The sequence below is a fragment of the Bartonella sp. HY038 genome, from assembly GCF_014117425.1.
Lineage (GTDB): Bacteria > Pseudomonadota > Alphaproteobacteria > Rhizobiales > Rhizobiaceae > HY038.
In genome coordinates this window covers 38,088-52,289 of record NZ_CP059725.1, presented here as the reverse complement: position 1 = coordinate 52,289, position 14,202 = coordinate 38,088, and the positions used below count along the sequence as shown (strand labels likewise).

Annotated in this window: 9 protein-coding genes and 1 tRNA gene; 6 read left to right on the top strand and 4 right to left on the bottom strand. The window is 42.2% G+C overall.

All coding sequences use genetic code 11. The features are described 5' to 3' along the window. Positions 1–141 precede the first annotated feature (141 nt). The 4 genes from H3299_RS00190 to H3299_RS00175 all read left to right on the top strand — a co-directional run bounded on the left by H3299_RS00190 (position 142) and on the right by H3299_RS00175 (position 5,195). Entirely contained in the window at positions 142–1,977 is a 1,836-nt protein-coding gene (locus H3299_RS00190; RefSeq protein ID WP_182419565.1) for an iron ABC transporter permease, read from the top strand. Continuing rightward, a complete protein-coding gene (locus H3299_RS00185; protein ID WP_182418351.1) occupies positions 1,977–3,083 on the top strand; it encodes an ABC transporter ATP-binding protein in 1,107 nt (368 codons plus the stop codon). The genes H3299_RS00190 and H3299_RS00185 overlap by 1 nt, the downstream gene beginning before the upstream one ends. A gap of 81 nt (positions 3,084–3,164) precedes the next feature. Further along, on the top strand, positions 3,165–4,331 hold the full coding sequence (locus tag H3299_RS00180; RefSeq protein WP_182419564.1) for an ABC transporter substrate-binding protein: 1,167 nt from the start codon (positions 3,165–3,167) through the stop codon (positions 4,329–4,331). A 225-nt stretch (positions 4,332–4,556) separates the two neighbouring features. Then, positions 4,557–5,195 (top strand): dual specificity protein phosphatase, encoded by a 639-nt coding sequence (locus tag H3299_RS00175; RefSeq protein WP_182418350.1) that lies wholly within the window; start codon positions 4,557–4,559, stop codon positions 5,193–5,195. An 89-nt stretch (positions 5,196–5,284) separates the two neighbouring features. Here H3299_RS00175 and H3299_RS00170 read toward each other — a convergent pair whose 3' ends face one another. The 4 genes from H3299_RS00170 to H3299_RS00155 form a co-directional block, all read right to left on the bottom strand. After that, complete coding sequence (locus tag H3299_RS00170) at positions 5,285–5,701, bottom strand: hypothetical protein (protein WP_182418349.1); 417 nt, start codon at positions 5,699–5,701, stop codon at positions 5,285–5,287. Between the two features lie 48 nt (positions 5,702–5,749). Beyond that, complete coding sequence (locus H3299_RS00165) at positions 5,750–6,766, bottom strand: zinc-binding alcohol dehydrogenase family protein (protein WP_182418348.1); 1,017 nt, start codon at positions 6,764–6,766, stop codon at positions 5,750–5,752. A gap of 316 nt (positions 6,767–7,082) precedes the next feature. Continuing rightward, positions 7,083–7,159 (bottom strand) — tRNA-Arg (locus H3299_RS00160). A 163-nt stretch (positions 7,160–7,322) separates the two neighbouring features. Then, on the bottom strand, positions 7,323–8,873 hold the full coding sequence (locus H3299_RS00155) for a sensor histidine kinase (protein ID WP_182418347.1): 1,551 nt from the start codon (positions 8,871–8,873) through the stop codon (positions 7,323–7,325). Between the two features lie 832 nt (positions 8,874–9,705). Here H3299_RS00155 and H3299_RS00150 point away from each other — a divergent pair. Beyond that, positions 9,706–10,875 (top strand): efflux RND transporter periplasmic adaptor subunit, encoded by a 1,170-nt coding sequence (locus H3299_RS00150; protein WP_182418346.1) that lies wholly within the window; start codon positions 9,706–9,708, stop codon positions 10,873–10,875. Next, positions 10,865–14,035 (top strand): efflux RND transporter permease subunit, encoded by a 3,171-nt coding sequence (locus H3299_RS00145; protein WP_182418345.1) that lies wholly within the window; start codon positions 10,865–10,867, stop codon positions 14,033–14,035. The genes H3299_RS00150 and H3299_RS00145 overlap by 11 nt, the downstream gene beginning before the upstream one ends. The last annotated feature ends 167 nt before the right edge of the window (positions 14,036–14,202 follow it).

Here is a 14,202-nt window from a genome sequence, read left to right as displayed (position 1 = left end):
GCCTATGCCGGTTCATTCAAAAATTTCGCAGCAATAGTACCAAATCAACTTGAAAAATTTGTGTCTCATTGGTGTTTTAGAGCAACCCTTACTGGATAGGTTATGACAATTAAGCCCTTAGCATCCCCCATTGATAAGGATATGACAGGTTCCATAACGCCATCCCTTTCACCTTGCTTATCTACACATTTTTGGCAACGCTTACGCTATCGCATCAAAATTGCTTTTCATGAACCAACAACGATTATCGGCATAATCTTAGCAATTATTTTTACCTATCTTATTGTATTGCCGATTATTTCTATTTTAATTGATGCAGTCACGGTTCAATTTGGTCATGAACGCCGTCTTGGCCAAGATGCTGGCACACTTACCGATTATTATATATTGCGGGTGCTTTTTTCACCAATATCAATTGATCTTTTCTGGCGGCCATTACTCAATACTTTAATGATTGCGGCTGTTGTTATTTTTTGGAGTGGGCTTTTAGGTGGTATTTTGGGTTGGCTCGTCAGCCGCACCGATATGTTTGGCCGTAAATGGTTTGCAACCGCGCTTATTGTCCCCTATATGCTGCCCGAATGGACATTTGCATTGGCATGGACAACAGTGTTTAAAAACCGAACGGTTGGAGGCCAACCCGGCTGGCTTGAAACCATTGGTCTTAGCCCACCCAATTGGATTGCCTATGGTTCTATACCGATTACCATCATCATGGTTTTGCATTATGTGCCATTTGTTATCCTGCTTTTTGGCTCTGCCCTGCAACGTTTTGACTCGCAATTGGAAGATTCTGCCCGTATTTTAGGAGCAAATCGTTTGCAAATAAGCTGGAAAATTATCATTCCATTAATGCGTCCAGCTTTACTCTCCTCCCTTGTTTTAATCTTTGCTAAATGCCTTGGCGAATTTGGTGTGCCTTATGTTTTAGGCTTGCCGGTTAATTACCAAGTCCTATCCACCTCGCTCTTTCGCTCATTGGAATCTCGACAAACTGGCGTTGCTGGAGTTTTAGCCGCCGCAATTATGATACTTGGCATCATAACCTTGCTCATTGATGCACGTTTGGTGCGTGAAGCCCGCCGCTTTGTGACAATTGGCAGCAAGGGTTCAATGAATAGGCCTAATCATCTTGGCCGTTGGCGTATGACTGCCACCGTCTTCGCCAGCTTTATTTTTGCCATTAGCGTTGCCTTGCCATTAATCGCGCTGATCCTGTCAACGGTGATGAAAATTCCGGGTAAATTTACTCTTGATAATTTCACGCTTGATTTTTGGATTGGCCAAAATCTTGGTACGGTTGCCATGCAATCGGGTATTTTATTAACTCATGAATTATGGGCAGCTTTTTACAATACCTTAAAAATTGTTGGCATCGCTTCAATTGTTTCAGGTCTATTAGGTTTAATTGTTGGTTATGTGGTTATTCGCACACCGCTACGAAGTTTGAGCTTTTATTTGCGGCAAGTTACCTTTTTACCCTATCTTGTGCCTGGCGTTGCTTTTGCTGCGGCTTATCTTTCTCTCTTTGCCATTGCACGCGGTCCCATTCCTGCGCTTTACGGAACGCTTACCATTTTGCTTTTGGCACTCATTGCCGATCAAATGCCCTATGCATCACGGGCTGGAATTGCTGCGATGAGCCAACTTGGCAAAGACCCCGAGGAAGCTGCCCAAATATCAGGCGCGGGTTGGTTGCGCCGTATGATAACAGTGATTATCCCCATACAAAAAAGCTCGCTTGTCACTGGTATCCTCTTGCCATTTATTTCTGGCATTAAAAGCCTTAGCCTTTTTGTCATTTTGGCTGTGCCAAGTACCGATGTGCTAACCACGTTTTCACTGCGCCTTGTTGATTATAATTATACACAAGCCGCCAATGCCGTAGTACTTATCATTGCTGCCATTGCCTATTTTTCAACCCTTGCCGCCCAAAAACTTACCAAAACAAATCTTGCAGAAGGATTAGGAAGCTAATGCCGACAATTAAACTTCAAAATGCGCAAAAATCCTATGCGAAAAATGGGCAGAAAGCCGTTTCAAATCTTGATCTTGAAATTGCCAATGGTGATTTCATGTGTCTGCTTGGGCCATCAGGTTGCGGTAAAACCACAACGCTGCGCATGATTGCTGGCCTTGAAAATCTATCTGATGGTGAATTACTGATTGATGATCGTATCGTGGACAGCGTTCAAAAAGGTATTTTTATACCGCCGGAAAAGCGTGAAATGGGTTTGGTTTTTCAAAGCTACGCGCTTTGGCCGCATCTTACCATTGAACGCAACACCGATTTTGGCTTGCGCTTACGCAAGGTGCCAAAGCTTGAACGCGAAGCGCAAGTTGAGCGTGTCATGAAAGCCTTGGATATTGAACAATATCGTGACCGTTATCCATCTCAATTATCTGGCGGCCAACAACAGCGTGTTGCCCTTGCCCGCATGTTGGCGATAAATCCAGGCATATTGCTGCTTGATGAGCCACTTTCCAATCTTGATGCGCGTTTGCGTCTTGAAATGCGTGCAGAACTAAAACGCATTCATAATGCATTTAAAACAACAATTGTTTTTGTAACCCACGATCAATGGGAGGCAATGACTTTGGCAACCACCATTGCGGTTATGGATAAGGGAACATTGCAACAAATTGGCACGCCCGATGATATTTATAACCGTCCCGCCAACCGCTTTGTTGCGGAATTTGTTGGCAACCCACCAATTAATATTATTAATTTAAGTGACGCCAATGATAAGCCTATCGCCCAAGATATTGGTCGCTATTTAGCGCAATATAGCCAAAACTCAAATAATATCGCAGCGCTTGGCTTTAGGCCGGAAGCAATAGAAATAGCCCAAAAGGACATAACGCATAACGAAAATGTTTTTAAGGCTGATATGATGGTAACCGGCATTTTGCCAACCGGCGGCAATTGGATTATTGAGTTAAACAAGGATGGTCACACGGTTTTTGCCTCCACCCATCAGCCACCCAATTATGAAACAGGCAGCAAGGTTGCCATTGCTATTCAAGCCAAAAACCAGCATGGCTTTGATCAAACTGGCTCAAGAGTCGCGCAATTGCAATAGTTGGATGATATAAATTGAATTAAATCTTTAAAATCAACGCTTGCTCAATAAGGTGAGATGACCGTGGTAAACAAACAAACTATGTTAAAAATTTCGGGCACTAAAATATCAACCAAACGCCAATCACCTTTAAAGATTTTGGCTGTTGGTTTTTTGAGCCTTATTGCGACCTCGGCTCTTGCGCAAAGCAACGGTAATCTTGCACAAAGCAATGACACACTTGCAGCGTTGCAAGAAGCTGCCAAGAATGAAGCACCAATTGTCATTTATGACAGTACAGGCAAAATCATTGAAATGGCAAAAGGCTTTAGTCAAAAATACGGACTTAAAGCGGAAGGTCGCAAAGTCAAAGCCACCGCACAGCTTGAAATGCTCATCCGCGAAGCGCGCGCCAATAATATTCAAGGTGATGTGTCAATCATTAGTGATGCTCCTGCTGCCATGGCGCAGCTTATCCCACAAAAATTTGCAATGAGCTGGTTTCCGCAAGATCTTGCCAATGATGTGCCAGAAAAATATCGCGATCCACTCACCATTGTAAATAGCCCCAATGTTTGGGTTTATAATACCGCCCTTTATGATAAATGCCCGATTGATAATGTCTGGCAGCTGACTGAAAGTGAGTGGCGCGGCCGTGTTGCCATGCAAGATCCTTTGGGTAAAAGCGCTTATGTTGATTGGTTTAACCAATTAGAAAGCCATGGCGATGAAGCCATGCGTAAAGCCTATGAAGCACAATTTGGCAAAAAAATTCAAACCGATGAAAAAAGTGCAACAGCTGCATGGATCAAAGCTTTAGCACAAAATGGCCCTTTGCTCACAGATTCAGACTCTGCGGCGGCCGATGCGGTTGCAGCTTCAGGCCAAAAAGAGCCTTTTTTAGCACTGGTCAGTACCGCTAAATTTCGCGACAATAAAGAAAAAGGCATGACCCTTGGTCTTTGCACTGGCCTTAAGCCGCATATGGGTTGGCTTTACCCAAGCATTGGTCTTATAGCCACCGGCACAAAAAGCCCCAATAGTGCAAAACTCTTCCTTCATTACGCGCTAACAGCTGAGGGCATTGAGCCACAGGCTGTTGATGGAAAAATTTCCACCAATCAATCAGTTGCTTTACCAAAAAATGAACCATCGGGCATTGGTGCCTATCGCAACCAGCTTTTTGATTATGATATGGCAACCAGTCTTGATGATTGGGATAAACGAGAGGATTGGCAAGATTTTTGGCGAATGAATTATAAACGCTAATTTTTTACTATTATTAAACTCTAATATAAATTTATACAGCTTAACATTTGAAAAAAATTATAATTGATCAAATAAAAAAAGGAAGTGTAAAGTATTATACTTTCTTAATCCCCAAGCAAATGACGCTAATTAAAAAATTAATTTGGATTTTTACCAGTTTTTTATTAAAGAGACACTATTGAAATATTATTGGCTTTTAAAAAGCCAAGCTGGATTTGGAATATTATGATAAAAGCGCATCAGGTTGAAAAGGGAGATTTGGACTTACCTTATCTCAGCCTTATTTATCAAAACCTTGCTCCTTATGGCAAAGATCTTTATCTTTCTGGCAAAGAGGGGGCCGCTGATATCCATCTTCTAAAAAGCTTGGATATTACCACGGTTATTAATTGCGCGGTTAATCTTGATTTTAATTTTGTTACCGATAGTCAAGCCGACCGCACCACCCACCAGCGCGATTTTGGCCCAGCAGAAATACGCTATTATAAAATTGGCCTAATTGATGGAGCAGGAAATCCTGCCACCCAACTTATTGCCGGTTATTTTACAATTGAAGCTGCTTTTCAGCAAATTTTGCCGCAAAAAATTACTTATCCATGCCGCAAGCGTGGCAATGTGCTGATTAATTGCCGTGGTGGACGTTCACGCTCGGTTATCATGATGGCGTTGTTTTTGCATATTAATGCTGAAAATGAATTTCCAGATATTGATGATGCCATTGCTTTTGTGCGCGAAAAACGCGAAATTTCGCCTGATGAATGGTTTAAGGCACCAAAGCCGGTTTTAGTTGAATCCGCCCGCTGGGCAGCACAATGGATTAAACAAATAAAGTCACAGCCTATTCCAGAAATCGCAATAAAATAGTTTTGTTCAATGCTAAAAATCGGTGCATTTTTATAAGTACTAAAATGCACCGTTAAGCTAAATATTCAACCTATAAAATACTAATTAATTTAGCTGATAAATCCGTTACAACGCTTACCCGTCCAAGGATTGGTGGGCTGCTTAGGGCTTTCAGCCCATGATCCCCATGCACCAGTAAATGTTGAAAAATCACTACTAAATTCCAAAAATGCATAGCCGGTGCCATATTTATCAGCCCATTTTAAAGTTTCACGCTGTCCCGCTGGCGGCGATATTTGCGTTAATTTGCCTTCCGTTACCACTTCACCATCACGATAACGCATAGAGCCTGTTAAACTACCCGTTGGAGATATTTCAAGCGTCATTTCAACATTGACCATATAGCCATTGTGATAAACCTTACCGCAATAGCGCCCTTGCGGCCGCATATCTTGCGCATAAGCCAGTAAAGGGCTTATAAGCAAAGACAGCAACACAGTGACAGAAAACAAGCTTTTACGGATCATATAACTTTATCATTCATTAGAGTTAAACCATTAGCGATAATGCAATCATTAAGAAAAATCGCTTAAAGTCAATTTACCAATATGTTGGCCAGATTCCATCAACCGATGAGCTTTCCTTAAATTTTCAGCATTAATTGGTGATAAACTATCAGTCGCGGTTGGTGTTAGCAACTTATCATCAATCATCTCTGCCACTTGCTTTAAAATATCACCTTGGCGACCAATATCACTTGTTTCAAACATTGATCGCGTAAACATCGATTCCCAATGCAATGAAACAGATTTGCCTTTAAATGGCACAATATCAAAGGTCTTAGGCCCATCAATCAAGCCAATGCGCCCCTGCGGCCCGATGATTTGGGCATATTGCGGTTGATAGCCTTCAGAATTAGCGGTTGAAAAAATAAAATCAACATGGTTAAGCCCTAGCTTTTGCAACTGCTCAATAAAAGACTTGGTATAATCAATCACTTGATCGGCGCCCATTTTAAGCGCCCAGTCGTGAGATTGTTGGCGTGAGGCGGTGGCTATCACCAAGGCATCAGTTTTAAGCCGCGCTAATTGCAAAGCCATAGAGCCAACGCCGCCAGCCGCACCCACCATTAAAAAGGTATTTTTACCCTTATGCACCCCTTGATCGATCCGTAACCGGTCAAATAGCATTTCAAAGGCCGTTAAGGCGGTTAGCGGAATTGCCGCCGCCGCTGCAAAATCCAAAGTCTTTGGCTTTAAGGCAACAAGGCGATGATCTATCGCTTGATATTGGGCGTTAGAACCCTGGCGGTTTATTGCACCAGCATAATAAACAGCATCACCTAGTTTAAAGCCTCTCACCTCACTGCCAAGTTCGGTCACAATACCAGCTGCATCAAAACCTAAAATACGCGGTTGATCATCAAAGGGGCCTGAAGCAAGGCGCGTTTTATAATCAATAGGATTAACCGAAATTGCCTTGATTTCAACCAAAAGATCTTGCGCGCCAATTTTTGGCATAGCAACATCGACATTGATCAAAGATTGGGAATCGTCAATTGGTAGTGATTTATAATAACCGACAGCCTTCATTCTTTCCTCCAATAATACCCTATAGTTCTATTAAGACTATAACCTAATATATAGCAGCAAAGGAATGGCAAATTTATGTGAAAAAAAATTTAATGCATGAGACTTCGTTATGGGAAATTTTAGACAATTTATTGCTTTACCTTAAAGGAAAAAATTTCCATTGCTTATATAGCTGCAATTATCTTGGTGTCAGAGCAATCTATGAACAAAATCACTCAAAGTAAAAATACAAAGCCACATATTATGCAATCATAAAATGTTACGCACAATATATCATTATTAACTTTTTAAAAATTTGGAAATTTTAAGAGAAAAGTGGCGCACCCGAAGAGATTCGAACTCCTGACCCCCAGATTCGTAGTCTGGTGCTCTATCCAGCTGAGCTACGGGTGCATGCCCTGGCAACGTCACTGCGTTGCGCTTGCCGGTGTCTAAAGGGTTCGTTGGATAATTGCAAGACCAAATTTCAAAAAAAATCAAATTTTTATAAAAAAAAATTTAAAACATTGATTTATAACAAATAAATTTTATAAAAAAATATCCACACACCAAAGGATTAGGCGCTTTTTTTAGTGCCATACCATTTTGCCACATTATTTACAGCCATTGGTATACGAATCCTGAAATGCGTTCCGACCTTACAATCATCAATAAGCTCGATTGTACCACCATGAGCGCGCACCAATTCAAGACAGATTGCTAAACCAAGACCTGTGCCACCATGTCCGGTACTACCATCAAAGGGCGTAAAAAGATGTTCTTTGGCTTTTGCCGGCAATCCTGGTCCATTATCAACAATATCAAGAATCGCCGATTTACCTTCATAATGGGCGGTTACCGTAATATCGCGGGACTTATCCTTTTCCATTTCTGCCGGCGAGGTCATGGCTTGCACAGCATTTCGAAACAGATTGGTAAGAACACGGTTGAGCTGTTCACTATCGACCAACATTTCGAAATCTTCTGCAACCTTATTGTGGATATTCACGAGCTCTCGTCCTGATACAGCAAGACTATCCCTTATATCATCAATAAGGGCATGCAAAGAAACTAATTGCAAATTGGGTCTTTGCTCCTGCATTCGACCATAAGCAATAATACTTTGCGTATAGTTGATTGCCCGATCGATGGTATGGATTAATTTAGGGGTTAGCCGTTTGCTTAGCGGATCATTCACCTCAGCCAAATGGTCTGAAATCAATTGCGCCGAAGCTAGGATATTACGCATATCGTGATTAATTTTCGATACCGCAAGCCCAAGATTAGCAAGATGTTTTTGCCGCACATAATTTTGTTGCAATTCAACTTCAATTGCCGCAATACGCCGTTGCGCTGCCCCCATCTCATCACGGCGATTTTCTGGCACAATGATGCGGTTAGGATTATCAGGCTCGGCAACAAAATCAAGCATATGAAAATAGATAGCACGCAAGGGGCGCACCAATAATTCATAAACAATAAGGTAAATAATCGTGGTGGCAACAATGGCAATGGTGAGTGAAATTATCGCAAATTGCCATGTAAAACGCAGCATTTCTTCACGCAACTCGCTATTGGTGAAGGTCATCGAAAATACCTGATTGCTATCATCGGTACGCGCAAAAAGACGAATAATTTTAGGCGTACTAGAAAAAAGTGTTGTCACACCGCTAATGACTGACTGAGTTTCACTATAATTATTCAAATCAATATTCTTGTCGACGGAATATTCCTGCCCATTAAGCCTTATAGCTACAATCGAACCATCATCACGGGTTACAGTCAAAGCAAGGGCTTTCGTTGCCGAAAGAACCCTATGCTGCACCTCCTGATCAAGCACAATTCTGTCTTCATTAAGTAAAACATAAGATAGCGCCATAGCCGATTTGGTCTGATTTTCAAGCCAACGGCTTTGCATATTGGCAATGGAGGGAATAAAGGCCAAAATTTCAGTAATGAGAACTGAAAGCACCATCAAAAGCAACAAGCGTGTGCGAATACGCGAGAAAAACGGAATTTTATTTTCATGAGAGGCGTTAATATTTAACGATGGAACCAGACCTGCCAAGTCATCTTGGCTTGACATATCCATGCCATCAGTCGCGGTTTCATTAGTATTTAATGTCATGAAAAATAATCCAAATAAATGATAGCTTTGCTTATAATCAATTTTATCAGGCGACGAAACATAAAGAGCACCAAGAAAAGATGGTTTTCCGCTATTCTGGTTTCATTACCAAAATTTAACTGGCGCTTGTGTTGATTATGACACATTAAAGTGATCAGAACAAATTGCAATGCCCGTTTTTTGTTTGGCAATAGTTTTGGCTTTATGCAATATTTTTGCCCCTTGAATTTCCTCTCGGGTGGAGTACATCAAGAGAAAAAAGTCAAACCAATGAATTTATTGATAAATTTTATAAATGCCATTTTTCGCTAATCGATACGGCGCTGCTATTATGCTTTTAAGCAAAGTATTGGAACGGTTAAATTATCTCACTGGCTTTATCAAATATTGGCTTTATCAAAAGGGCATTTTTAAAACAGGCGAGAAATAATTATGATTCTTTTAAAGGCAATAATATCGAGGTGATCTAAACTAGCGCATATAGTCGTGTATTTTGTAAGCATTAAAATTATTTAACTTGATGATTAAAGGTATCTTTACCAAAAATATGTCAAAGCATATCGGAATATGATCAGAAAGACGACTTTAACTTTTAGAATTTATATAAATAAAACAATGGGCTGAATCCCGTTACACTTTATAAATAGCGATTAATGACCTTAAATAAAAACCGACTAGAAAAGCTAAAATCTAATTGACTGGCTTGTTGTCATATAGCCGCATTAAACTTGCATAATATTAATACTTATTCGAGCGTTGTGACATACATCATAAAAATTTCAATGCTGCATGAATGCAATATTTGAACACATAAAATCAAAGGGCTGAATGGATGAAAATTGGCAAAACCATATTAACGGTTGCCGCTTTAGGTACAGTTAGTGCCTTAGCATCATTAATGGCGATGCCGCTTTTTACCGCGCCAGCTATGGCGCAAAACCCTAACCAAAAATCAGGCGGTGGCAATGCCTCTGCGCTTGTGGTGGTTGAGCCCGCCAAAAAAGAAATCATAAATGATCATTTAACCGCTATTGGCACAAGCCGCGCTGATCAAACAGTTGCAGTCACGCCATGGTCGGCAGGAACGCTTGAAAAATTTTTTGTCAAAGCGGGGCAAAATGTCAAGATCAATGATCCAATTGCTAAACTTGACTCGGATAATGAAGAAATTGCCCTTGAGCAAGCCAAGGTGCAGCTAGAAGATGCAAAGCAGGCTTATGAGCGCATTATCCGCTTGCGCGAAACGCAAACCGTATCGCAAGTACAAGAAATTAGCGGCAAACTTGCACTTGCCAAGGCTGAGTTATCAGTTAAAGATGCACAATTAACTCTGGAAAGGCGTACTATTCGCGCGCCGATTAATGGCATGGTTGGTATTTTACCGATTGATGCGGGTAATTATGTCACCACAGCAACAACAATCGCCAATATTGATAACCGTAGTAAGATATTGGTCGATATTTGGGTGCCAGAACGTTATGCGCCATCAATTGAAATTGGTCAATCGATCAGTGCAAAATCTATCGCACGCCAGGGTGACAAGCCCTTTATTGGCACCGTTAGCGCTATTGATAGCAAAATTGATGAAGCAAGCCGCACCTTGCGGGTGCGCTCAGAAATTTTAAACAAGAATGATGTCTTGCGCGGCGGCATGTCCTTTGAGGTAAGCCTCACCTTTCCCGGTGATCCCTATGCCAGTGTTAACCCCCTCGCCATTCAATGGAGCGGCTCTGGTGCTTATGTTTGGCGGATTAAAGATAATAAAGCCTTTAAAACTCCAGTATCCATCATTCAACGCAATTCCAACAATGTATTGGTCAATGGCGAAATTGAAGCGGGAGATAATATTGTTATCCAAGGCGTGCAGTCACTGCGCGAAGGCATAGAAGTACGCTTTGAAAATCCGCAAGCACGTGTTGGCACACAGGCTGATAATAATACACAAGAGCCAACCACTAAGGGCGATGAAGAAGCCAAAGCGGATCACGCCAATGCAAAATAACAATTCCTTTGATAAAGATGGCGTGAGCGAAACAAAAAAGCCAAAAACAATTAGCAAGGGGGGCTTTGTTAATCTATTTATTCGCCGGCCAGTTTTCGCCTTTGTTGTTAATGCCTTGATTGTTGTTGCAGGTCTTGCAGCCCTTTCTGGTGTGGATATTCGCGAATTGCCCGATGTTGATCGCCCTGCAGTTACAGTTGCAACAGATTTTACTGGTGCATCCGCCGAAACTATTGACCGTGAAATTACCCAAGTTTTAGAAGATGCTGTAGCGCGCGTCACCGGGGTTAAAACCATTTCATCGCGTTCATCCTTTGCGCGCAGCCGCGTGACAGTAGAATTTAATGATGGTGTTGATCTTAATGTTGCAGCGGCTGATATTCGTGATGCCATTTCGCGCGTCACCAATGATCTGCCGCAAGCCGCGGACGCATCACGTATCATCAAAGCAGATTCCAATGCCGATGCGGTAATGCGCCTTGCGGTGATGTCCGATAGAATGAGCGTAGATGATCTAACCGTTCTTGCCGATGATCAGATTGCTGATACGCTGTCTGCGGTTGCCGGCGTTGCCGATGTGCAAATGTTTGGCGATCGTGATAAGATTTTCCGCATTGATATTGATCAGGCACGCCTTGCAAGTTACGGTTTGACGGTTGGCAATATCACCACCACCCTATCAGATATGGCGCTTGACGCACCAGCTGGATCATTACGCAGTTCTGACCAATCCTTGGTGGTGCGTGCAACAGCAAATCTTTCAACGCCGCAAGCTTTTGAAAATGTTTATATTACCCCAAAAATCCGCATTGGTGATATTGCCAATGTTACCTTAGGGCCTGATGTTGAAACATCAATCGTGAATGCCAATGGTCGCTCCGCCGTTGGGCTTGGTATTATCCGGCAAGCGCAATCCAATACTTTGGATATTTCTAAAGGCATTACGCAGGCCGTTGCAGAGCTCAATAAAACCTTGCCAGATGGGGTTGAAGTACGCATCACCAGTGATGATGCCAATTTCATCAAGGGTGCAATTCATGAGGTTGAAATTGCCTTGATCGTTGCCATTCTTGGCGTCATCGTGGTTATTTTCCTATTTCTTTGGGATGTTCGAGCAACACTTATCCCAGCCTTATCGATTCCCGTTGCTCTTATCGGTACAATTGCCGCAATTTATTTGGCCGGTTTTTCCATCAATATTTTAACCTTGCTAGCACTGGTGCTTGCAACGGGGCTTGTAGTTGATGATGCAATTGTGGTGTTAGAAAATATTGTTCGCCGCCGCAATATGGGCATTGGTCCACGTGCAGCTTCAGTTTTGGGCACTAATGAAGTATTTTTTGCCGTTGTCGCAACCACTCTTACCCTTGCTGCGGTGTTTATTCCAATTTCGTTTTTGCCAGGGCAAGCTGGTGGTCTATTTAAAGAGTTTGGCTTTGTGCTAGCGATTGCAATTTTACTATCGGCAATCGTATCGCTCACCCTTTGCCCAATGCTTGCATCACGTTTTTTAAAAGAGCATAAGTCCAATGAAAGCGATCATCGTGAGCCATTATTTTTTCAAAAATTAGGTGGTTTTATTGGCGGTTTTTATCGTAAAACTCTGCATTTTTGTTTAAACCAACCCTTAATGGTAATTGTTGCTTCAATCGTTTTTGCTGGACTTTCATGGGCGGGCTTTAATACATTGCAGCAAGAGCTTACGCCATCAGAAGATCGCTCATCTATCTTCCTATCGATTGAAGGACCGCAGGGTATTTCGGTTGATTATCTTAATGATCAATTCAAGCAAATTGAAGCTATTCTTTCGCCCTTGCGAGAAAATGGTGAAATTGTTAGCACCTATTCCGTAGCAGGCACGGGCGGCTCGACCAATCGCGGTGTTATTATTTTAACTCTTGCACCATGGAATGATCGCTCGCGCAGTCAACAGGAAATTATTGGCGACATTAATACCGCCATGCGCAAGTTCCCATCAGTGCGCGTTCTTACCCGTGAAGGCAACAGCCTTGGCATTCGTGGTGCGGGCAATGGTTTGCAATTTGCAATTTTAGGACAGGATTACGCAACCCTGCAACCCGCGGCAGAGGCAATTATTGCCAAAATGCAGCAAAACCCCAAATTCTTACAACCTCGCCTAGCGGTTGATGCAACACAACCACAATTATTTATTGATATAGACCGCGCCCGCGCCTCCGATCTTGGCATTGATATTTCTGGTATGGCACAAACCGTTCAATCTATGCTCGATGGGCGTAAAATTGGCTCGGTTTATGTGGGTGATCGTAGTTATGATGTAAAAATCGTATCCTCTACCCATCCAGTTAATGACCCAAGCGATCTTGAAAACATCTATATGAAAACTAGCGATAGCCGCTTTGTGCCAGTCTCTGCCATTGCTAGTGTTGATGAGCGACCCGTACCACCAGAATTGCAACGTGAATCACGTATGCGGGCGGTAACCTTGACCACCAATCTTGCATCAGATTATGCCCTTGGAACTGCTTATCAAGATGTCTTAGCTATTGCAAAAAATGAGTTACCATCAGGCAGCTATATTTTGCCTCTTGCTGAAGCGGCAACCCTTGGGGAAACATCGGCCGGTCTTATTTTGATTTTTGGCTTTGCGATTGTGATTATTTTGTTGGTTTTAGCAGCACAATTTGAAAGCTTTATTTCTGGTATTATTGTTATGGCAACCGTTCCCCTTGGACTTGGCTGTGCAGTTATCGCAATGATGATTTCTGGGGTTAGTCTTAATGTTTATAGTCAGATTGGTTTGGTCTTGCTTGTTGGCATCATGGCCAAAAACGGTATTTTGATTGTTGAATTTGCTGACCAATTGCGTGATCGCGGTATGAATGTACGCCAAGCAATTGAGGAAGCTGCCAATATTCGCTTACGCCCCGTGTCGATGACTATGATTTGCGCTATTCTTGGCGGTGTACCGCTAGTTTTGGCATCAGGAGCTGGTGCTGAGGCGCGTATTGCGCTTGGTTGGGTCATTGTTGGTGGACTTGGGCTTGCTACGATTGCGACGCTTTATGTAACCCCCGTTGCTTATTTGCTGCTTGGCCGCTTTGTTCGCCCCAAAGCCGAAGAAGAAGCACGCCTTGACCAAGAATTGCATCATGCCAACAACAACCAAAACACACACTAACATCTTAGCCGCATAAAACATGCGTTTATTGTCTATTGCCTGTGAAAACAAAACTGTTTTCGCAGGCAATATTTTTAAATATTTTCATTTCCAATAAGACACAAATAAAACTTACACAGAAAGCAAGATTTTCATTTTTAAATTTTAACATGCCACCGTTTAAAAAT

Coding starts and splice junctions, on each gene's coding strand:
- H3299_RS00185 (WP_182418351.1), top strand. CDS start 1,977: ATGCCGACAATTAAACTTCAAAATGCGCAAAAATCCTATGCGAAAAAT.
- H3299_RS00165 (WP_182418348.1), bottom strand. CDS start 6,766: ATGAAGGCTGTCGGTTATTATAAATCACTACCAATTGACGATTCCCAA.
- H3299_RS00150 (WP_182418346.1), top strand. CDS start 9,706: ATGAAAATTGGCAAAACCATATTAACGGTTGCCGCTTTAGGTACAGTT.
- H3299_RS00180 (WP_182419564.1), top strand. CDS start 3,165: ATGTTAAAAATTTCGGGCACTAAAATATCAACCAAACGCCAATCACCT.
- H3299_RS00155 (WP_182418347.1), bottom strand. CDS start 8,873: ATGACATTAAATACTAATGAAACCGCGACTGATGGCATGGATATGTCA.
- H3299_RS00145 (WP_182418345.1), top strand. CDS start 10,865: ATGCAAAATAACAATTCCTTTGATAAAGATGGCGTGAGCGAAACAAAA.
- H3299_RS00170 (WP_182418349.1), bottom strand. CDS start 5,701: ATGATCCGTAAAAGCTTGTTTTCTGTCACTGTGTTGCTGTCTTTGCTT.
- H3299_RS00175 (WP_182418350.1), top strand. CDS start 4,557: ATGATAAAAGCGCATCAGGTTGAAAAGGGAGATTTGGACTTACCTTAT.
- H3299_RS00190 (WP_182419565.1), top strand. CDS start 142: ATGACAGGTTCCATAACGCCATCCCTTTCACCTTGCTTATCTACACAT.